Below are 20,170 nucleotides of genomic sequence, written 5' to 3' on the forward strand. Positions count from 1 at the left end.
GGATCCACCAGGATCCGGACCCCTTCGTCATGCCCCCGCTCTTGTGCGGGGGCTGCAGACGATATCTTTTCCCAGACGAGAGGAAGTACTCCATGACCGAACGACAGGGACGACGGCGCGTCGTCCTCAAGCTCTCCGGTGAGGCCTTCGGCGGCGGCCAGCTCGGGGTCAACCCGGACATCGTCAGCCAGATCGCGCGAGAGATCGCAGCCGCCACCGACCGGGTCGAGATCGCGGTCGTCGTCGGCGGTGGCAACTTCTTCCGCGGAGCGGAGCTGAGCCAGCGCGGCATGGACCGCGCCCGAGCCGACTACATGGGAATGCTCGGCACCGTCATGAACGCGCTCGCCCTGCAGGACTTCCTCGAGCAGGCGGGAGCGTCGCCGCGCGTGCAGTCCGCGATCGCCATGACCCAGGTCGCCGAGCCGTACCTGCCGCTGCGTGCCGAACGGCACATGGAGAAGAGCCGCGTCGTGATCTTCGGCGCCGGCGCCGGCCTGCCGTACTTCTCCACGGACACCGTCGCGGCTCAGCGCGCGCTGGAGATCGGCGCCGACGAGGTCCTGGTCGCCAAGAACGGCGTGGACGCGATCTACACCGCCGACCCCAAGAAGGACGCCTCGGCGGAGCGGATCGAGGAGATCACCTTCCAGGATGCGCTCGTGCGCGGCCTCAAGGTCGTCGATTCCACGGCGTTCAGCCTGTGCATGGACAACGGCATGGACATGCGCGTCTTCGGCATGGAGCCCGCCGGCAACATCACCCGCGCGCTCCTGGGCGAACCGATCGGAACCCGCGTCATCGCCTGATGTCATCGGATCCCCGGGCCGCGCCGCTGGGCGTCGGGCCGGGGATCCGCACATCCTCCCCGATAGACTTGCATCGCAACCCCCTGACGAATAGGAGTCACCGTGATCGCGGATGTCCTCGCCGACACCACCTCCCGCATGCAGCGCGCCGTCGAGGCCGCCAAGGAGGACTTCAGCACGGTGCGCACCGGCCGTGCCAACCCGCAGATGTTCCAGAAGGTCCTGGTGGACTACTACGGCACGCCGACGCCTCTCGCGCAGCTTGCCTCGCTGGCCAACCCCGAGGCTCGCACGCTCAACGTCACGCCCTATGACAAGTCGGCACTCAAGGCCATCGAGCAGGCCATCCGCGACATGCCGAACCTGGGGGCCAACCCCTCCAACGACGGCAACATCGTGCGCGTCACGATGCCTGAGCTCACCGCCGAGCGCCGCAAGGAGTACGTGAAGCTCGTGAAGAGCAAGGGCGAGGACGCAAAGGTGCACGTCCGCGGCATCCGTCGCAAGGCGAAGGATGAGCTGGACGCCCTGAAGAGCGATCTCGGCGAGGACGAGATCGCCCGCGGGGAGAAGGAGCTCGATGCCCTCACGCGCCAGCACGTCGACCTCATCGACGAGGCTGTCAAGCGCAAAGAGGCCGAGCTGCTCGAGGTCTGAGACCGCCTATGAGCACCCCGTCCGACGACGACGACGCGTCGAGGATCCCCCCACGACCGCCTCTTCCGCCGCGCACGCGCGACGCGCAGCGGCGGCGCGGTGACGAGACCCTGTCTTCGCGCGGCGAGGAGAACCCGCCTGCGCGCAGCGGTGAGAATCTGCAGGCGCAGTTCCGGGCGAAGAAGGCCGAGATCGAGACGCACGTCTCGCATGCCCGCGACCAGCTGGACCAGGCGAACGAGCGCATCAAGGAGCGCACCGGGCGCGACCTGGTGGTCGCGATCGGCGTGGGCCTCCTGATCGGCGGGGTGATCCTCGCCTCGCTGCTATTCGCGAAATGGTCGTTCGTGGTGATCGGCCTCGCCATCATCCTGATCGCCGTCTGGGAGCTCGTGCTCGCGCTGCGCTCCGGCGGTCGCAAGGTCGACCTGTGGCCGCAGCTCGTGCTCGGCGCGGCACTGGCCGCGGGCGGATATTTCGCCGAACCGTGGCTGACCTGGGTGATGCTGTTCGTCGCCGTGTTCGGCGTCGTCGTGTGGCGCCTGGTCGCGCAGATGGTCACGAAGGACGGACGCACCTACGGCGACGTCCTCACCGACGCCCTCGCCGGCGGATTCATCCAGGTGTACGTGCCGTTCCTCGGTGCCCTCATGCTCATGCTGCTGCGTCAGCCGCGCGGCGAATGGTGGGTGCTCTCGCTCATCGTCGTCGTCGTGGTGGCCGATACCTGCGCCTACGCGTCCGGCCTGCTGTTCGGGCGCGGCGGGCGGCATCCGATGGCGCCGCGCGTCAGCCCGAAGAAGACGTGGGAGGGCTTCGCCGGCGCGGTGGTCGGATCCCTGCTCGCCGGCGCCCTGGTCGGCGTCTACCTCCTGGGCGTGCCGTGGTGGGCCGGCCTCATCTTCGGCGCCGTCCTCGTGGCCTCCGCGACCATCGGAGACCTGGGGGAGTCGCTGCTCAAGCGCGATCTCGGCATCAAGGACATGAGCTCCTGGATCCCGGGACATGGCGGTCTGCTGGACCGGCTCGACAGCATGCTTCCCTCGGCCGTGGTCGCCCTCGCCCTGTACCTCCTCCTCACCCCTCTGGCGGCAGCATGACCGATTCCGCACGATCCGACCGCGACGCCTCGGCCGTCGCGCCGAGCTTCCCCGTGCTCCCGCGAAGGGAGAAGGGCTATCAGCGCGCCGCCGTCGACACGTTCCTGGCCCGTGCGCGTCGCGCGTTCGAGGACGATGCCGAGGGGATCGGATCCGCCGACATCCGCGCGGCCTCGTTTCCGATGGTGCGCGGCGGCTATGACGTACCCGCCGTGGATGCGGCGCTGGCCAGGGTCGAGGAGGCGTTCGCACAGCGCGAGCGCGCCCTCGTCGTCTCCACGGACGGCGCCTCGGCGTGGGTCGGGCGTGCGCGCACCGACGCGCAGGTGATCCTGGATCACCTCACCCGGGCCCCCGGGCACAAGTTCGCACGGACCGGGATGCTGACCTTCGGCTACCGCATCGACGAGGTCGATCACGTGGCCAAGCGGATCGTGCGCTTTCTCCGCGACGGCGACGCGCTGACGGCGGAGCAGGTGCGGCAGACCGCGTTCCGGATGCAGCGTCGCGGGTATCGCGAGGAGCAGGTCGACGCGCTGCTCGACGCCACGATCGACGTCCTGCTGGCGATCCGTTGAGCGATTCTCATGGCGAATTCAGGTTCGGCTGGCTAAACTCGGAGCCATTGTGACTCCCGAGAACGATTCGATTGCGGCGCGCCCCCGAACCGCCGTGCAGAACGCAGCAGCCACAGCACCCCGACCGACCTCGAAGGCGCACTCTCATCGGCGGGGGACTTCCGCGGTGCTGGCAGGGCTGGCCGTCGTGGGATTCTCCGTCGCGATCGTGGCGCCCGCAGGGTTCGCGATGTCGGCCTCCGAGCCGGCGCACGCCGCGGTGACCACTGCGTACTCGCTGGCGGCGCGCGACGCGCAGAACATCACCGTCTCGGTGCACGGTGCGACGCCGACGTCGCAGACGCGCGACGCGTTCGAGGTGTACGTCACCCCGAAGCCGACCCCGACCCCTGAGCCCGTGGTCGCCTCCAGCGACTCCTCCTCCTCGTCCTCCGGCTCATCGGGCGATGCAGGCCCGATGTACTACAGCGGCGGTGGCGCACCTGCGGAGTGGATGGCCGCGGCGGGCATCGCATCCAGCGACTGGGGTTACGTCGACTACATCGTGAGTCGCGAGAGCGGTTGGAACCCGAACGCCACCAACAGCGGATCCGGCGCGTGCGGTCTGGTGCAGGCGCTGCCGTGCAGCAAGGTGCCCGGCAACGGCTACGACCCCGTCGACAACCTGCGCTGGGGCAACGGCTACGCCGTCGGTCGCTACGGCAGCTGGGGCGCCGCGGTGGCGTTCTGGTCGGCCAACAACTGGTGGTGAGCAGCGCTCACCCATGCCACGCCCGCATCGACGACGTCAGGAGCGCCCGCACGAGGACTCCCTCGACCGGCTGATCGCCGGGTGGAAGCGCACCGAGGTGCGCGGGGGCGCGGAATGGTACGTCCAGCCGCTGACGGCGGCGCAGGCGCAGAAGGAGTACATCTGCCCGGGGTGCAGGGGCGCGATCTCCACCGGCACGGCGCATGTCGTGGTCTGGCGCGCGGACGGCGTGCTGGGCGACGCGGCTGATCTGGCCGCTCGACGGCACTGGCACAACGGCTGCTGGAACAGGAGCTGAGGTGGAGATCCGAGGACCGCGCCCTCTGCCCGCACGGCGCGAGGACATCGAGCTGCGCACCGCCGATGGATTGCGACTGGTCGGAGAGCTCGCCCTGCCCGACCAGGCGGCTCCCGTGGCGACGCTCGTCACCCTGCATCCGCTGCCCACGGCCGGCGGCTTCATGGACTCGCACATCCTGCGCAAGGCGGCGGCGAGGCTGCCGGCTCTCGCCGACCTCGCCGTGCTGCGCTTCAACACGCGCGGCACGAGTTCGCCGCGCGGCACGAGCGACGGCGCGTTCGACGGCGGGACGGCGGAGCGCCACGATGTGGCGGCCGCCATGGCATGCGTGCGCGAGCGCGGTCTGCCCCGGCCGTGGCTGGTGGGCTGGTCCTTCGGCACGGAACTGGCGCTCAAGTACGGCCGGGACCACGACGTCGAGGGCGTGATCCTGCTGTCGCCGCCCTTGCATCGCGCCACCGCCGCAGAGGTGGCCGCCTGGGCGCACGACGACCGGCGCGTGGTGGTGCTGGTCCCCGAACTCGACGACTACCTGCGTCCGGCCGAGGCCGTGACGCGGTTCGCGGCGATCCCGCACGTCGAGCTCATCGCCGTGGACGGCGGCAAGCATCTCTGGGTGGGGGAGACCCAGACCCGTCGGGTGCTGGACGAGATCGTCGCGGCCGTGAACCCTGCCGCGCTTCCGCTGGCGCGGGAATGGCCTGCGGCCTGAGAGCGGCTATCTCTCGTTCATCCGCGGGATGAGCACCTGGCGGTAGATGATCAGGACGCTGGCCGCGACCGGGATCGCGATGAGCGCGCCGAGCAGGCCGAGCAGTGCTCCGCCCGACAGTGCCGCGATCACGACCACGGCTCCGGGCACGGCGACCGCACGGTTCATCACGCGGGGCGAGATGACGTAGGCCTCGACCTGCATGTACACGAGGTAATAGGCCGCGGCGATCAGCCAGGCCCACGGAGGAGAGCCGAGCCCCGGGATGAGGCAGAGCAGGACGATGAGCGTCGATCCCGTCAGCGTGCCGACCAGAGGGATCAGGGAGAAGAAGAACGCGATCACGGCGAGCACGATCGGGAAGGGCGCTTGGATGATCGACAGGAAGATGAAGCTCAGCACGCCGTTGATCACGCCCATCGCGACCTGACCCATGACGTAGTGCCCGACCGAGGCCGTGATCTGCTCGGCGAGGTCGATGAAGCGGTCGCGCTTGGAGGCCGGAACCACCTGGTAGACGGCGCCCTTGAGCGAGGGGATCGCCGCCGTGAAGTAGATCGTCAGGATCAGCACGATGAACGTGCCGCTGATCCCCGCGAAGAGGGCACCCCCGACCACGATCACGCCCTGTCCGATCGAGCTGCTGATGTCGCCGAGGTTCTTGTTCAGCCAGTCGTTGATGTAGCCGAACACGGTGTCGACGTCGAGATTCGGCAGCAGGCCCTCCAGCCAGTGCTTGAAATCGGCCAACGCGGTGCCGCTGTTCACGATCTGCGTGATCTGCTGGACGAGCTGAGAGATCTGGCTCACCAGGATCGGGATCACCATCAGCACGATGCCGGCGAACACGCCGAGCACGACCAGGATCGTGATGAGCACCGCGGCCCAGCGAGGCAGACGACGACGGGTCAGCCAGCTCACCATCGGATCCAGGCCGAGACTCAGGAACAAGGCGGTTCCGACATACAGGAGGATCGTCGACAGGGACTGCACGCCCTGGATGAGCATGATGCCCAGGCCCACGCCGAGGGTCGCCACGAGGGCGGTGCGGAACGGGTTGTGCAGCTTCATGGGATCCTTCGGGCTCGGTCCTCCAGCGTAACGGGCGCGTCCCGCCGTGCCCCTGAGCATCGCCGCATGGCCGCGGCTGAGCGCGCCGAGGGGCCTCTCGTGGCATCCATACAGGTCGTTTCGCTAGTCTGAAACGTCGAGCGGAGATCCCGGGCGCCTGCCCGTGGATCGCGGAGGAGACTTTTCGTGCGTTTTGTATGGGCTGTTCTAGCCTTCGTGCTGGCGGCCGTCCTGATCGGGACGGGCATCGCGCAGCGGACCATCTTCCTCGGCCCCAAGGACGTCGCAGCCGAGTTGACTGTCAAGGCACCCCAGACGTACACGGTGATCGACTCCGCCGTCCTCCGCGCGCACCCGGGGGAGCAGACGCTCGTCGCGCACGGCGATGGCACGATCTTCGTCGCCCAGGCCCGCACCGCCGATCTCGAAGCCTGGCTGAGCGACGCGAGCTACAACCGGATCACCCTGGCGAAGGACGGCACCACCACGGCGAAGGTGGTCGAGCCGACCGTCACGGGCGACGGCGCCGAGAACGCACAGCGCAACCCCGCCGGCTCCGATCTGTGGCTGGACAGCTTCACGGACAAGAACTCGCTGATCGATCGGATGCAGGTGCCGGACGGGGTGAGCGTGCTGGTCGCGTCCGACGGCAAGGCCGAAGCGCCGACCGACGTGGTGCTGAAATGGCCGCTCGACACGGCGACGCCGTGGGCCGGCCCCCTCATGGTCGCGGGCGGAATCCTCCTCCTGGTCGGGCTGGTCCTGTACGTGCTCGCGATCCGGCATTCGCGCCGGGGCCGCGGCCCGCGTCGCAAGGCGCCGCCGCCCCTCCCCGTGACCGAGCCGATCGACGTGGCGGACCGCGCCGCCATCGACGCCGGCCCCGAGGCCGCCGCTCCGTCCGACGGCGAGACGCCGTCGGAGACCGATCCCGCGTCGTCGAACCAGGACGGCGCCGTGCGCGAGCGTCGTGCGGCGAGCCCGAAACGTCGGCGGGCGCTTCTGCTGCTCCCCGCCGTCGGCGTGACCGCCGCCCTGCTCAGCGGCTGCACGCCGGACATCTGGCCGCATTCCGCGACGACGCCGACGCCGACGCCCACCGAGACTCAGGCCGTCGAGGCGGGCCAGCAGGCTCCCGCCGTGACCGAGGCGCAGGCCGCACGGATCCTGGAGAGCATCTCCGGCACGCTGGCCGACGCCGACAAGAACATGGACGCGGCCAAGGCGGAGACCCGGTTGGAGGGCGCGGCCCTCGAGGCTCGCAAGACCGCGTACGCCGTCCGCAAGAGCGTCGCGGACTTCGCGCTGCCCGCGAAGATCCCGGCCGACAAGGTCAAGATCCTCGTGCCCCAGGCATACGACTCATGGCCGCGTACGGTGCTGATGCTCGTCGAGCACGGTAGCGACGACAAGGTCGCGCCGCTGATCATGATGATGACCCAGCCGGATCCGTGGTCCGACTACAAGATCTCCTCGGTCGCCGAGATGCAGGCGTCCGCGAAGCTGCCGAACATGGCTCCCGCCTGGCTGGGCGCCAAACTCACCCCGCCGGATTCGCCGTTCCTCGTGGCTGCGCCGGACGAGTTGGCCGCGGAGTTCGCGAACGTGATCGACCAGGGCGACAAGAGCGAGTTCTACGACAAGTTCGACAAGTCCGCGCTCGCCTTCGCGAAGGCCGTCCAGGACAGCCGCGCGACCGTGCTCCAGGCGCTGAAGGACAAGGGCGCCGATACCACCTCGAGTCTCGCCTTCGCCGCGACCGCCGGCGCCGGGGCGCCCGTGTCGATGTCGAGCATCGACAGCGGCGCGATCGTCTCGGTGACCGTCGATGACTCGCAGACCATCAAGCCGACCAGCGCCGACGCCTCGATCAAGAACGTCGACACGAACGGCACCGTCGTGAACGCCCCCGCGAAGGCGCTGACAGGGGTGGACGAGTCGAAGACGGGCTTCGTGTCGGTGTACGGGATGCAGCTGTTCTTCGCGGTGCCCGCCCAGGGATCCGAGGCCAAGATCACGCTGCTGGCGGCCTCTCAGCAGCTTCAGAGTGTGACGGAGATCAAATGACCGAGCTGTCCGCCGCCGCCCTCCGCGGCGCCGTCGACCTGTCCTCACTGCGCAACCGTCCCGCCGCTCCGGCACCGGGCGCGCCGGAGCAGGGGCCGGTCGACGGCACGGCCGTCCCTCTGATCGTCGACGTCACGGACGCCACGTTCGGGCAGGTGCTCGAACTGTCCCAGAGCGTGCCCGTCGTCGTCGATCTGTGGGCCGAGTGGTGCGGTCCCTGCAAGCAGCTCAGCCCGGTGCTGGAGAAGGTCGTCACCGAGCTCGCGGGCCGAGTGGTTCTCGCGAAGGTCGACGTGGACGCCAATCCGCAGCTCGCCCAGGGCTTCCGCGCGCAGTCCATCCCGATGGTGGTCGCGCTCGTGGCGGGTCAGCCCGTGCCGCTGTTCACGGGTGCGGTGCCGGAGGAGCAGGTGCGCGAGGTGTTCGCGCAACTGCTGCAGCTGGCCGCACAGCACGGTGTGACGGGCACGATCCCGGTCGGTGAGCCGGCGGCGGATGACGAGTCGGCGGAGCCGGTCGAGCAGCCGCTCGCGCCGTTGCACCAGGAGGCGTTCGATGCGATCGAGCGCGGCGACTTCGCCGCGGCCATCGAGGCGTACGAGCAGGCTCTGGCGGAGAATCCGCGCGACGAGGATGCGCGTTCCGGTCTCGGACAGGTCCGTCTGCTGTTCCGCACGCAGGATCTCGACCTGAACGAGGCGCGCGCGGCGGCCGCGGCAGCGCCGACGGACATCCCCGCGCAGTTCGCGGTGGCGGACCTCGATGTCGCGGGTGGGCATGTCGCTGACGCGTTCGACCGGCTGCTCGACCTCTTCAGCGCGGTTCCGTCGGATGAGAAGGGCCTCGTCCGCGAGCGCCTCGTCGAGCTGTTCGGGTTGGTCGGCGACGCGGATGCGCGCGTCGTCGCGGCGCGCAGGCGCCTCGCCACGCTGCTGTTCTGACCGTTCCCGAACCCGATCAGGGGCCGGGCGGCAGCGCCCGCATCCAGCGCTCCGCCTCACGGGGGTGCGCGAACCGCAGGATCGGAAGATCCGGATGCGCGGCGGCGATCGCGGGCATGCGGTCGCGCCATTTGTGCAGCGTCGTGGTCTGCCAACGCAGGATGTTCTCCTCGGGCCCGCGGCGGAGCATGTCCCAGAGCGGCCTCTCGCGGTTGCCGTTCCACAGTTCGGTGCGGCGCACGCTGCGGGACATCGTGCGCCGGATCAGGCGTGTGCGCACGATGCGATACGGGTAGTCGAGCCAGATCATCAGGTCCGCGCGCGGGGCGAGGATCGGATCCGTGCCCTTGCTCGAGTACTGCCACTCCGTCACCCAGCGGTCGGTCCGGACGAACTCCCGCACGTCGTCGAGGAACGCGGGCCGGGGCGTCCAGTCGGGCCCGTGGAACAGCGCGTCCATCTCGATGTGGGGCAGCCCCCGGATCGCCCCCACGCGGCGCGCCAGCGTCGTCTTCCCGCTTCCGGTCACGCCCGCGATGAGGATCCGCTGCGGCGCGGCCGGAACGGGAGCGGCGTCGTCGGGCATCGGATGAGGCTAGCATCCGGAATATCCGTGGGAGTATGCGGTTGAATCGATGTGTGAGCGAACCCATCTCGATCGACATCTGGTCCGACATCGCCTGCCCCTGGTGCTACATCGGCAAGCGCAACCTCGAAGCGGGGCTCGCGGCCACCGCGGAGGATGACGACGCACCGCAGGTGTCGATCACGTTCCACTCGTTCGAACTCTCGCCGGACACGCCCGTCGACTTCGAGGGCGACGAGGCCGACTTCCTCGCCGGTCACAAGGGCATGCCGCGCGCGCAGGTGGAGCAGATGCTCGACCGTGTGACCGGGGTCGCCAAGGAGGCCGGGCTCGATTACCGCTTCGACCTGCTGCAGCACACGAACACGGTCAAGGCGCACGAGCTGCTGCACCACGCGAAGGCGCAGGGACGTCAGCACGACATGGAGGAGCGGCTGATGTCCGCGTACTTCATCGAGGGGCGCCACGTCGGTCGCATCGACGATCTTGCCGACCTCGCCGCAGAGATCGGCCTCGACCGGGAGGCGGCGCTCGAGGCGCTGCACACGGAGCGGCACCTCGAAGACGTGCGCGCGGACCAGGCTCAGGCCCAGGCGTACGGCATCCAGGGCGTGCCGTTCTTCGTGATCGACGGCCAGTACGGCGTCAGCGGCGCGCAGCCGCCCGAGGCGTTCGCCGGCGTGCTGCGCGAGCTGTGGGCGAAGCGCGGCGACACCGCAGAGGTGCTCGAGGGCTGACGGCGCTCCCTGGCCGCCGCCGCATCACCGCGCGGCGGCGTTCAGGCCAGGGCGTCCTCGATCGCGGCGAGGATCTCGGGGTCGTCGGGCACCTGGCGCGGGCGGAATCGCTGCACGGATCCGTCCGGCGAGACCAGGAACTTCTCGAAGTTCCACTCCACACGGCCCGCCTTGCCGTGACCGTCCTCGGTCTGCTTGAGGCTCTTGTAGAGGTCGGCCGCGCTGCGCCCGTTGACCTTGACCTTGTCGTTGATCGGGAACGAGATCCCGTACGTCGTGGAGCAGAACTCGAGGATCTGATCCATGGATCCGGGTTCCTGCCCGAAGAACTGGTTGCAGGGGAAGCCGACCACGGTGAGGCCCCGCTCGCCGAAACGGCGCTGCAGCTCCTCGAGCTGCGCGTACTGCGGGGTCAGCCCGCACTTCGAGGCGACGTTGACGACCAGCACGGGGCCGGTGCCGTAGTCGTCGAGGGTGCGGGTGCCGCCATCGGCATCGGTGAAGGGGATCTGGCGCAGCGCGGTGTCGGACATATCCCCAAGCCTAGGAGCGACGGGGATCGATGGCCTCGGATCTGGGACAATGGACAGGATATGACTCTCGCCCCTGCCTCCGTCCGGCCCCTGCAGATCGGCCCGCTGCGCATCGACGTCCCCGTCGTGCTCGCGCCGATGGCGGGCATCACCAACACCGCGTTCCGTCGCCTGTGCCGCGAGTACGGCGCCGGGCTCTACGTGAGCGAGATGATCACCTCGCGGGCGCTCGTGGAGCGCAACGCGATCACCATGCGTCTCATCCAGCATCACGAGAGCGAGACGCCCCGATCGATCCAGCTCTACGGGGTGGATCCGGCCACGATCGCCGAGGCCGTGCGGATCATCGTGGCGGAGGACAGAGCCGACCACATCGACCTGAACTTCGGCTGTCCGGTGCCCAAGGTCACGCGCAAGGGCGGCGGAGCGGCGCTGCCCTGGAAGATCGGGCTGTTCGCCGACATCGTCGATCGTGCCGTGAAGGCGGCGGGCGACGTGCCGCTCACGGTCAAGATGCGCAAGGGCATCAACAAGGACCACCTCACGTTCCTCGATGCGGGACGTGCCGCGGAGGACGCCGGTGCGGCCGCGGTGGCGCTGCATGCGCGCACGGCCGGTGAGTACTACTCCGGCCACGCGGACTGGTCGGCGATCGGCGAGCTCAAGCAGGCGGTGACCACGATCCCGGTACTCGGCAACGGCGACATCTGGAGCGCGGACGACGCCATCCGGATGATGACGGAGACAGGCTGCGACGGTGTCGTGGTCGGACGCGGCTGCCTCGGCCGGCCGTGGCTCTTCGGCGAGCTCGCGGGAGCCTTCGGCGATGAGAACGCGGTCCAGGTCGACGCGACCCTGGGCTTCGTCAAGGACGCGTTCCGTCGGCATGCCGAGCTCCTGGTCGAGTTCTTCGAGGACGAGGACCGCGGCTGCAAGGACATCCGCAAGCACGTCGCCTGGTACTTCAAGGGCTACCCCGTCGGTGGCGAGACCCGATCGGCTCTCGCCCGCGTGTCGACCCTGCAGGAGATCGACGACATCCTGGGCACCCTCGGCGACGCGCCGTATCCGGGAGCCGCGGCCGAGGGGCAGCGTGGTCGCGCGGGCACGCCGAAGCGCACGGCGCTGCCGGACGGGTGGCTGGACTCGCGCGAGGTCGCCACCGATGTCACCGACATGATGCGCGGCGCAGAGGTCGAGAACAGTGGCGGCTGAGACCGCGGTGCGCGTCGACGGCTACGGCGCGCACGATGCTGCGCGCTTCTTCGCCGAGACCCACCGATCGGAACGGGACGACTTCGCCCGCGACCGCGCCCGCGTGCTGCACTCGGCGGGTCTGCGCCGCCTGGCGGCGAAGACCCAGGTGCTGAGCCCGGCGAGCACCGCGGACTTCGCACGCAACCGGCTCACGCACTCGCTCGAGGTGGCGCAGGTGGGCCGCGAACTCGCGGTCGCCCTCGGCGTCTCCGCCGACGTCGTCGACACCGCGTGTCTCAGCCACGATCTCGGGCATCCGCCGTTCGGGCACAACGGGGAACGCGCGCTCAACGACTGGGCCGAGGACATCGGGGGTTTCGAGGGCAACGCGCAGTCCCTGCGGATCCTCACGCGCCTCGAGGCGAAGGTGCTCGACGACCGTGATCGTTCGGTCGGGCTCAACCTCACCAGAGCCAGCCTCGACGCGACCTGCAAGTACCCGTGGACCGCGGACAGTCCGCTGCCCGATCCCGGCGGCCGGCTCAAGTTCGGCGTCTACCCCGAGGACGAGGACGTGTTCCGCTGGATGCGCGAGGGCGCCCCAGGGCGGCTGCGCTGCATCGAGGCCGAGATCATGGATCTCTCCGACGACATCGCCTACTCGGTGCACGACTTCGAGGACGCGATCGTCAACGGCTACCTGGACGTCGCTCAGCTGGCGGATCCGGCTGAGCATCATGCGCTCGTCGGGCGCGTCCAGCAGTGGGTCGGCTACGACTTCACCCGCGAGGATCTCGCGGATGCACTGTACCGGCTCACCCGTCAGCCGATGTGGCTGAGCTCGTTCGACCGGTCCCGGCGCGATCTGGCGCGACTGAAGAACCTGACCAGCGACATGATCGGCCGTTTCGCGCGGGCCGCGGTGTCTGCGACGCGCGAGGCCTATCCCGGCCCGAGCCTCGCCCGGTACAGCGCGCACGTGGTGGTGCCGAAGGTCATCGAGGCCGAGATCGCCGTGCTCAAGGGGATCATGGGCCAGTCGATCGTCACGATCGATGCCCGTCGTGGCGTCTACAAGGAGCAGCGCCGGGTGCTCAAGCGCCTGGCCGACGCGCTGTGGTCGACGGACGCGCTGTGGACCGCAGGAGCCGATGTGCTCGAGCCCGCCTTCGCCGCGGACTTCCACGCGGCCGGATCCGATGCGGAGCGCGCCAGGGTGGTCGTCGACCAGGTCGCCAGCCTGACGGACCAGACCGCGGTGGACTGGCATAACCGACTGGTCGGGGACATCGACCCCGCCGAGGTCGGCATCTGGTCGCCCCGGCACGCGCGGCCGCGTCCGGCGCACTCTCCACGGGCCGCGCTGGTCGACGCAGAACACGGCGCGCGCTGATGCCCCGGATCCTGCAGGCCGACGTCGACGAGGTCAAGTCGCGCACCAACATCGCCGACATCGTGGGGGAGCGGGTCTCGCTGAAGTCCGCGGGCGTGGGTTCGATGAAGGGGCTGTGCCCGTTCCACGACGAGAAGAGCCCCAGCTTCCACGTGCGCCCGCAGGTCGGCTACTACCACTGCTTCGGCTGCGGCGCCTCGGGCGATGTGTACTCGTTCCTGCGCGAGATGGACCACGTCAGCTTCACCGAGGCGGTCGAGCGCCTCGCCGGCCGCGTCGGGTACACCCTGCACTACGAGGATGGCGGCCCCGCGCCCGAGACGAGCGGACGCAGCCGGCTCTACGCCGCGAACACGGCAGCCGCGGAGTTCTTCCGCGGTCAGCTGCTCAGCCCGGAGGCCGAGTCGGCTCGCGCGTTCCTCGGCCAGCGCGGATTCGACGCGGGCGCCGCAGCCCATTTCGGCGTGGGCTATGCGCCGCGCGGCTGGGATGGCATGCTCAAGGCGCTCAGCGCGCAGGGGTTCACCCGCGACGAGCTCACCGCGGCCGGACTCGTTTCCGCAGGTCAGCGCGGGGTCTACGACCGGTTCCGTGGACGCGTGGTGTGGCCGATCCGCGACGTCACGGGCCAGACCATCGGGTTCGGCGCGCGCAAGCTCTACGACGACGATCAGGGTCCGAAGTACCTGAACACCCCGGAGACGCCGATCTACAAGAAGGCCCAGGTGCTCTACGGGCTGGATCTGGCCAAACGCGACATCTCCCGTGGCGATCCCAAGCGGGTCGTGGTGGTCGAGGGGTACACCGACGTGATGGCGTGCCACCTCGCCGGCGTCACCACGGCCATCGCCACCTGTGGCACGGCCTTCGGCGCCGAGCACATCAAGCTCCTGCGCCGGGTGATGGGCGACGACTCCGCGGCCGGCGAGGTCGTGTTCACGTTCGACGGCGACGAGGCAGGACAGAAGGCCGCACTGCGCGCCTTCACGGAGGACGACCGGTTCAACGCCCAGACCTTCGTCGCCGTGGCGCCGGACGGCCTGGATCCGTGCGACCTGCGTCTGCAGCGCGGCGATCAGGCCGTGCGCGGCCTCATGTCGGCCAAGGTGCCGATGTTCGAGTTCGTCATCGATCGGAAGATCGGGTCGTTCGATCTCGGCACCGCGGAGGGGCGCGTGGGTGCGCTGCGTGCGGCGGCGCCGATCGTCGCCGAGATCCGCGACGCTCTGCTGCGTCCCGAGTACGAGCGGATCCTCGCCCGCCGTCTCGGCATGGATCCCACGGACGTGCACGCGGAGGTGCGTCGTCATGAGCGCCGCCGGCAGAGCGACGCGGCGGCTCACGAGCAGCGGTCGGCGACTCCGGCCGTCGGCTCGCGACCTGGCGCCCTCGACGGTCAGGCCGCCCCGGCCGCCGCTCCCGTCGTGACGCTCGCCACGCTTCCCCGTACCGGGGACGCTCCGCTCGAGCGCGACGCCCTCATGGGGGCGCTGCAGTACGGGCATCAGCTCGACGCGGAGCTGCTGCAGCGCGCGATGACCGCGCCGTTCTCCGTGCCGGCCCTGGATGCGGTGCGCGAGGCGGTCGCGCAGGTCCCGGACCGGCAGCGACCGGGCTGGGCGCTGCAGGCGGTGGATGCGGTGAGGGAGCCGTACCGTGCCCTGGGCGGAGAGCTCCTGATGGCGGCTTTTCCCGCGCGTGACGAGCAGGGTGCGAGGGCCTCGGCGACGGATCTGTGCCGCCGGCTCATCGTGAAGGGGCTGGAGCGGGAGAAGCACGAGCTGCTGGGAGCGATCCAGCGGCTGCCCGCCGACTCGGAGGGCGCGCGTTCGATCGCACGCCGCATCGTCGAGATCGACGCCGAGCGACAGCGCTTCATCGAGTACTGAGGCCCGCCGCGGAACGGGGCCCGGCGCCGGCGGCCATCGGGCAGGATGGGTGCATGGCACGTGCGACGGCGGATGCATCCACAGCGATCGTCTGCGAGGACCTCGTGATCGACCGGATCGGGCACTCCGCGCCCACCAGGGCGATCGACGGCGTGACGTTCGCGCTGCCCGCGGGGGAGCTGATGTGCATCGCCGGTGCCACCGGGGCCGGGAAGTCGACGCTGGTCGGTGCCCTCGCCGGCGCCGCCGACCCCTCGATCCGGGTCGTCGGAGGCTCCGCGACCGTGTGCGGCGTCTCCGTACGCCACCCCGGACGCCGGCTGCGAGAGCTCACCTATCGTGCCGGCTACCTTCCGCAGAACGCCGGGGCGCTGCTCACGCCGCAGCTGACCGTGCAGGAGATCATCGCGGAGCCGATCCTGCAGCGTGAGCGCCGCGTGAACGTGAAGGCGCTGGCGATCCGGGTGGCGACGCTGCTCGACGAGCTGCACCTGCCGCTGGGCCTCGCCGCTTCGTTCCCCTACGAGCTCAGCGCGGGCATGCGCCAGCGCGTCGCCATCGCCCGGGCTCTGGTGCTCGATCCGACCGTGCTGATCGCCGACGAGCCCCTCGCGAACCTCGATCTGGAGGTGCGGCCGGTGGTGTTCGCGGCGATCACGCGGCGCCGCACCGAACGGGGGATGGCGGCGCTGCTGGTCAGCAACGACGCCGCGTTCGCGCGAGAGCTGGGCGCGGAGACGCTCATGATCCGCGAGGGCCACGTGGTCGCTCGCGGCGCGGGGGCGGATCTGCTCTGGACCCCTGGTGCCGAGCACGCGCGCTGATCGTCGACAGAGCCTCGCGCGGTCACTCGACGACGCCGCGTCGGACATCGGCTTCGGCACCATGCATCGGGCGGGTTGCGGACCATGATGCGATCGGCGCCTTCGACCGCCCCGGTGACATTCCGCGTCATCGGCGGTGCGGCCGGCGCTGGGCCGGCCGCACCTGCCACCCCCCTTGGCGTTCGCACGGCCCTGGGTGGCACTGATCGGCGTCTGGGAACCTCGCAGCGCGGACTCCGTGCACTGGAGAGACGGGGCCGATGCGCCTGCATTACGCGAACTGCCCATCCTCTGCGGAGAATGACGCGCGACAGGTGAATCGGTGTCGCTGTTCATCTGTTCCGTACGCTTTCCGACGTCACGAAGAGATGCCAGTTCTCTGCGCGTATCGCAACAGCCGCACCACAGCCTGGAGCCGCCGCGAAGCGCGATCAGGGCACGGTATGCGTCCGATGCGGCGAAGATGGCGTGGTGGCCCCGGGAGACCCCGGGAACGACGAAGGCCCCGTCATGAGACGGGGCCTTCGGGGGATTGCTCCCCGGCTTGGACTCGAACCAAGAACCTGCCGGTTAACAGCCGGCTGCTCTGCCAATTGAGCTACCGAGGAATGCTTCCCGCTGCGCGGGCAACTCGTCAACTATAGCAAAGGTTGGGTCATGACTCCGCCACGGCGCGACGCCCGGGCGCGTCGGCGCCCGCGGCGGAGACGACGGAGGGGCCCGCCGTGGCGAGCCCCTCCGGAAGACGCGGGATCCGGCCTGCTCAGCGCGCGGAGCCCTTGAGGGAGCCGGTGGTCTGCCCGGCCGGGTCGCTCACGATGCACTGCACGAGACGGTCGTTCATCTCGTCCCAGGTGTCCTTCGTGGGCGTCATGTAGGCGACGTCGAGGGTGGAGTCGTCGAAGGCGATGCCGATGAACGTCGTGAAGGCGTCACCGGCGCACTTCTCGACCTCCTTGTCGATCGCGGCGGAGTCGTACTCGGCGCCTTCGAGCTTGAACTCGTAGAAGACCTCTTCGTCGTGCGGCTTGTCGCAGGGGACGACGTCGGTGTCGCTGACGGTGGTCCCCGAGTCGCTCATCTTGCAGTCGCCGAGCTTGAGATTGAAGATGCCGATGCTCGAGCTCTCGGTCACCTCGGCCTTGTCGTTACGCGGCGCATCGCCGCCCCCGTTGCCGAGGACGCTGTTGAGCACGCTGCAGCCGCTGAGCCCGGCGGCCAGCGCCAGCGCGGCGCCGACGACGGCGGCGCGACGGAGAAGAGCGCGGTCGTTCATGGGAATTCCCCCTCTAGAAGCTATGAATCCACGCAGAACGCGGGACCGCTACGAACGTACCGGTGTCGAAGAGGAAATCTCAAACCTGCGTGAAAACCCCGCTGTACCGGGGAATTTCTGTGCAGGGTGGAACTTCTCGGGGGTCAGCCCTCGAGATCGTCCACGCCGGGCAGCCAGCTGGCGCCGGGGCGGCCCCAGCCGCGCTTGCGGGCGATCTTCTGCACGGTCTTCCAGTCGCCGTCGTCGAGGCGGTCGACATAGAGAATGCCGTCGAGATGATCGAACTCGTGCTGCATGATGCGGGCGCGCCACCCGTCGACCTCGATGCGCACGGCGTCGCCGTTCAGATCCACGCCCGTCACCAGCACGCGCTCCGAGCGGCGCAGGGGGAACCGCTCGCCGGGGAAGGAGAGGCAGCCTTCGGACTCGAGGTCGGGGTCGGGGGAGCCGGGCTCCAGGGGCGCCATCCACAGCACGGGGTTGATGATCTCGCCACGCCACGGGTTCTCGTCGTCGTCGACGTACGAGTAGACGTAGATCCGCAGGCCGACACCGACCTGCGGCGCGGCGAGCCCGACGCCGGGGGCCACGTCCATCGTCTCGTGCATGTCCGCCACCAGGGTGCGGATCTCATCGGTGATCTCGCCGACGGGGTCGGCGGGGGAATGCAGGACGGGATCGCCCATGATGCGAATCGGAAGCACAGCCACGCGTCAACCCTAGTCGGCGCATCACGGCAGGTAGGCTCGAAGGGTGCTTGAGGACCTGACGAGGGAAATGGGGGCCGCGGACGTCGGCGAACACCTCGCCGGCGTGTTCGCGAACCCTGGCCTGCTGATGGGCATCCCGCTGGCCCTCGCCGGGGCCGTGTTCATGTCGCTCGGTGCGCAGTATCAGCACCGCGGCGTCGAGAAGGTGGAGCGCCTGAGCGGATCGGACGCGGCGACCGGGCTCAGCTGGGTGCAGGTCAAAGGCCTGCTGACGCGCCCGTCCTGGATCGTCGGCACGCTCATGCTGGCCCTGGCGATCGTCTGCCAGCTCGCAGCGCTCACCAAGGCGCCCCTGATCGTGGTCCAGCCGCTCGGTGCCATCGCGCTCGTGATCACCACGCTGCTCAACGCGCGGGTGAGCGGCGTCGCGCCGACGAAGCGCTCCGTGGTGTCGATCTTCGCGTGCGTGGGCGGCATCTTCATCTTCGTGCTGTTCGCCGCACTGTTCGCCGTCGAGCGGAAGATCAGCGAGACCCAGCTGTTCACGATCCTCACGATCCTGCTGCTCGTGATCATCCTGCTCGGCACGTGCTGGCTGATCCTCCGGCATCGCATGCGCGCGCTCTTCTACGTCACCGGTGCGGGCATCCTGTACGGTTTCGTGGCGACGCTCGCGAAGGCGGTGATCAGCCGCATCCAGTCCGGTCAGTTCGACTGGCTGACCGCCGTGTGCGTGATCGCGCTGATCGCGGCCGGCGCCGCGGGCGCCTATTTCGTGCAGACCGCGTACGGATCCGGTCCGCCGGACCTGGTGATCGCCGGGCTCACCGTGATCGATCCGATGGTGGCCGTGCTGATCGGCCTGCTCGTGCTGGAGGAGGGCGCCGCCGCACCCGTCTGGGTGTTCGTCGCCTTCGGGGTCTCCGGCCTGATCGCAGGGTGGGGCGTCGTCACGCTCGCCCGCTACCATCCGCAGGTCGTCAGCGAGAGCCAGGAGCTGCCGATCGAGCGGGGGAGCTCCGGTGGGGTCAGCGCATCCGGGGCCGCTGGGATCGATGCCCCGGCGCCGCGCGTCTCCTCCGACGACACAGTGCCCCCCACGCCCCCCGCGAGTCCGCTCGAGGAGTCCGGGTGGCCGTCGAACGTCGCGCCGATACGCCGCGAGGACCCGCCCCGCACCGGCGGCGACGCCGACGAGCGCGGAAACGGATCCTCGCGGATCTGACGGGCGCCGGACCGGGTCCGGCGATGGTCCATCAGTAGTCGACGTCGATGAGCTCGGGCGCGACCTCGGAGGCCGCTGCCTCATCGACGAAGAACACGGTGCGCTTGCGTCCCTTGGCGCCCGCGGCCGGTACGTTCTCGTAGTTCGCGCCCGCCAGGGCGAGCCCGAGAGCCGATGCCTTCTCGGCGCCGGTGAGCACGAGCCACACCCGCTTCGAGGAGTTGATCACCGGGCGGGTCAGCGTGATCCGCTCCGGCGGCGGCTTCGGCGAGTTCCGCACGGGCAGCACCGCGGCATCGGTCACCCTGATCTCCGCGTGGTCCGGGAAGAGCGAGGCGATGTGTCCGTCCGGCCCGACTCCGAGGAAGCACACGGCGAACGACGGCCAGGCGCGCTCCGCATCACCGAAGCGTGCGAGCTCTGCGGCGTAGGCCGCGGCGCCCTCATCCAGGCTCAGCCCTGCGTCGCTCGCGGCCATCTCGTGCACGTTCTCCGCAGGCACAGGGATCCTGTCCAGCAGCGCCGTCCTGGCCTGTCCTGCGTTGCGGTCGGGGTCCTGCGCCGGCACGAAACGTTCATCGCCCCACCAGAAGTGCACGAGCGACCAGTCCACCTGGGGCGTGCGCGCGTCCTCCGCGACGGCCCTCAGCACGGCGGATCCCATGCTGCCGCCGGTGAGAGCGACGTGGGCGAGTCGTCCGTCCCTGATCCGCGCCTGCACGCGGACGAGGAACCGGTCGGCGACGAGCCGGGCGAGTGACGCCGGGTCCTCGCTGATGACGACCCGCTTGGCGGGCGAATCCGCAGCCATCG

General features: G+C 69.7%; 21 protein-coding genes and 1 tRNA gene. 15 read left to right on the forward strand and 7 right to left on the reverse strand.

Going from position 1 to position 20,170, the window contains the following annotated elements:
• The first annotated feature begins 92 nt into the window (after positions 1 to 92).
• The 7 genes from pyrH to LXM50_RS01730 all read left to right on the forward strand — a co-directional run bounded on the left by pyrH (position 93) and on the right by LXM50_RS01730 (position 4,908).
• The gene (pyrH, locus tag LXM50_RS01700) at positions 93 to 809 is read left to right on the forward strand and encodes a UMP kinase (RefSeq protein ID WP_233309374.1); all 717 of its coding nucleotides are present in this window, start codon (positions 93 to 95) and stop codon (positions 807 to 809) included.
• Between the two features lie 102 nt (positions 810 to 911).
• Positions 912 to 1,466, forward strand: a complete 555-nt coding sequence (frr, locus tag LXM50_RS01705) for a ribosome recycling factor (RefSeq protein ID WP_233309375.1) — start codon at positions 912 to 914, stop codon at positions 1,464 to 1,466.
• Positions 1,467 to 1,474: 8 nt separating this feature from the next.
• Positions 1,475 to 2,566, forward strand: a complete 1,092-nt coding sequence (locus LXM50_RS01710) for a phosphatidate cytidylyltransferase (RefSeq protein WP_233309376.1) — start codon at positions 1,475 to 1,477, stop codon at positions 2,564 to 2,566.
• Positions 2,563 to 3,144 carry a DivIVA domain-containing protein gene (locus LXM50_RS01715; protein WP_233309377.1) on the forward strand — a complete coding sequence of 194 codons (582 nt, stop codon included), beginning with the start codon at positions 2,563 to 2,565 and terminating at the stop codon, positions 3,142 to 3,144. Before LXM50_RS01710 ends, LXM50_RS01715 begins: the two co-directional genes overlap by 4 nt.
• Positions 3,145 to 3,310: 166 nt before the next feature.
• Positions 3,311 to 3,895 carry a transglycosylase SLT domain-containing protein gene (locus LXM50_RS01720; RefSeq protein WP_308192498.1) on the forward strand — a complete coding sequence of 195 codons (585 nt, stop codon included), beginning with the start codon at positions 3,311 to 3,313 and terminating at the stop codon, positions 3,893 to 3,895.
• Between the two features lie 13 nt (positions 3,896 to 3,908).
• Positions 3,909 to 4,193: a hypothetical protein gene (locus LXM50_RS01725; RefSeq protein WP_233309378.1), complete on the forward strand. Its 285-nt coding sequence runs from the start codon at positions 3,909 to 3,911 to the stop codon at positions 4,191 to 4,193.
• A gap of 1 nt (position 4,194) precedes the next feature.
• Positions 4,195 to 4,908 carry an alpha/beta hydrolase gene (locus tag LXM50_RS01730; RefSeq protein ID WP_233309379.1) on the forward strand — a complete coding sequence of 238 codons (714 nt, stop codon included), beginning with the start codon at positions 4,195 to 4,197 and terminating at the stop codon, positions 4,906 to 4,908.
• Between the two features lie 6 nt (positions 4,909 to 4,914).
• Here LXM50_RS01730 and LXM50_RS01735 read toward each other — a convergent pair whose 3' ends face one another.
• Positions 4,915 to 5,979, reverse strand: coding sequence for an AI-2E family transporter (locus LXM50_RS01735; protein WP_233309380.1), 1,065 nt, complete (start codon positions 5,977 to 5,979; stop codon positions 4,915 to 4,917).
• A gap of 186 nt (positions 5,980 to 6,165) precedes the next feature.
• On the opposite strand from LXM50_RS01735, the gene LXM50_RS01740 reads away from it, so the two are divergent.
• The gene (locus tag LXM50_RS01740) at positions 6,166 to 8,046 is read left to right on the forward strand and encodes a glycosyl transferase (RefSeq protein WP_233309381.1); all 1,881 of its coding nucleotides are present in this window, start codon (positions 6,166 to 6,168) and stop codon (positions 8,044 to 8,046) included.
• The gene (locus LXM50_RS01745) at positions 8,043 to 8,987 is read left to right on the forward strand and encodes a tetratricopeptide repeat protein (RefSeq protein WP_233309382.1); all 945 of its coding nucleotides are present in this window, start codon (positions 8,043 to 8,045) and stop codon (positions 8,985 to 8,987) included. Before LXM50_RS01740 ends, LXM50_RS01745 begins: the two co-directional genes overlap by 4 nt.
• Before the next feature lie 16 nt (positions 8,988 to 9,003).
• Here LXM50_RS01745 and LXM50_RS01750 read toward each other — a convergent pair whose 3' ends face one another.
• Entirely contained in the window at positions 9,004 to 9,573 is a 570-nt protein-coding gene (locus LXM50_RS01750; RefSeq protein ID WP_233309383.1) for an AAA family ATPase, read from the reverse strand.
• 53 nt (positions 9,574 to 9,626) lie between these two features.
• On the opposite strand from LXM50_RS01750, the gene LXM50_RS01755 reads away from it, so the two are divergent.
• The gene (locus LXM50_RS01755) at positions 9,627 to 10,310 is read left to right on the forward strand and encodes a DsbA family protein (protein WP_233309384.1); all 684 of its coding nucleotides are present in this window, start codon (positions 9,627 to 9,629) and stop codon (positions 10,308 to 10,310) included.
• A 41-nt stretch (positions 10,311 to 10,351) separates the two neighbouring features.
• Here LXM50_RS01755 and LXM50_RS01760 read toward each other — a convergent pair whose 3' ends face one another.
• Positions 10,352 to 10,843 carry a glutathione peroxidase gene (locus LXM50_RS01760; protein WP_233309385.1) on the reverse strand — a complete coding sequence of 164 codons (492 nt, stop codon included), beginning with the start codon at positions 10,841 to 10,843 and terminating at the stop codon, positions 10,352 to 10,354.
• A 60-nt stretch (positions 10,844 to 10,903) separates the two neighbouring features.
• Here LXM50_RS01760 and dusB point away from each other — a divergent pair, with 60 nt between their 5' ends.
• Genes dusB through LXM50_RS01780 form a run of 4 tightly spaced genes read left to right on the forward strand, consistent with a single transcriptional unit; the run spans position 10,904 to position 16,146 of the window.
• Complete coding sequence (gene dusB, locus LXM50_RS01765; RefSeq protein ID WP_233309386.1) at positions 10,904 to 12,058, forward strand: tRNA dihydrouridine synthase DusB; 1,155 nt, start codon at positions 10,904 to 10,906, stop codon at positions 12,056 to 12,058.
• Positions 12,048 to 13,433: a deoxyguanosinetriphosphate triphosphohydrolase gene (locus tag LXM50_RS01770; protein WP_233309387.1), complete on the forward strand. Its 1,386-nt coding sequence runs from the start codon at positions 12,048 to 12,050 to the stop codon at positions 13,431 to 13,433. The genes dusB and LXM50_RS01770 overlap by 11 nt, the downstream gene beginning before the upstream one ends.
• The gene (gene dnaG / locus LXM50_RS01775) at positions 13,433 to 15,322 is read left to right on the forward strand and encodes a DNA primase (RefSeq protein WP_233309388.1); all 1,890 of its coding nucleotides are present in this window, start codon (positions 13,433 to 13,435) and stop codon (positions 15,320 to 15,322) included. The genes LXM50_RS01770 and dnaG overlap by 1 nt, the downstream gene beginning before the upstream one ends.
• A gap of 53 nt (positions 15,323 to 15,375) precedes the next feature.
• Positions 15,376 to 16,146: an ATP-binding cassette domain-containing protein gene (locus LXM50_RS01780; protein ID WP_233309389.1), complete on the forward strand. Its 771-nt coding sequence runs from the start codon at positions 15,376 to 15,378 to the stop codon at positions 16,144 to 16,146.
• 535 nt (positions 16,147 to 16,681) lie between these two features.
• Here LXM50_RS01780 and LXM50_RS01785 read toward each other — a convergent pair.
• From LXM50_RS01785 to def, 3 genes are all read right to left on the reverse strand, one after another.
• Positions 16,682 to 16,754: transfer RNA gene (locus tag LXM50_RS01785), tRNA-Asn, on the reverse strand.
• A 155-nt stretch (positions 16,755 to 16,909) separates the two neighbouring features.
• Positions 16,910 to 17,422, reverse strand: coding sequence for a septum formation family protein (locus LXM50_RS01790; protein WP_233309390.1), 513 nt, complete (start codon positions 17,420 to 17,422; stop codon positions 16,910 to 16,912).
• Between the two features lie 143 nt (positions 17,423 to 17,565).
• Positions 17,566 to 18,132 (reverse strand): peptide deformylase, encoded by a 567-nt coding sequence (gene def / locus LXM50_RS01795; RefSeq protein WP_233309391.1) that lies wholly within the window; start codon positions 18,130 to 18,132, stop codon positions 17,566 to 17,568.
• Between the two features lie 67 nt (positions 18,133 to 18,199).
• On the opposite strand from def, the gene LXM50_RS01800 reads away from it, so the two are divergent.
• On the forward strand, positions 18,200 to 19,357 hold the full coding sequence (locus LXM50_RS01800; protein ID WP_233309547.1) for a DMT family transporter: 1,158 nt from the start codon (positions 18,200 to 18,202) through the stop codon (positions 19,355 to 19,357).
• 31 nt (positions 19,358 to 19,388) lie between these two features.
• Here the strand turns inward: LXM50_RS01800 and pgl are convergent, their stop codons facing one another.
• Positions 19,389 to 20,168, reverse strand: coding sequence for a 6-phosphogluconolactonase (gene pgl / locus LXM50_RS01805; RefSeq protein ID WP_233309392.1), 780 nt, complete (start codon positions 20,166 to 20,168; stop codon positions 19,389 to 19,391).
• Positions 20,169 to 20,170 lie beyond the last annotated feature (2 nt).

The organism is Microbacterium sp. Au-Mic1 (genome assembly GCF_021341785.1).
Taxonomy (GTDB): Bacteria; Actinomycetota; Actinomycetes; order Actinomycetales; family Microbacteriaceae; genus Microbacterium.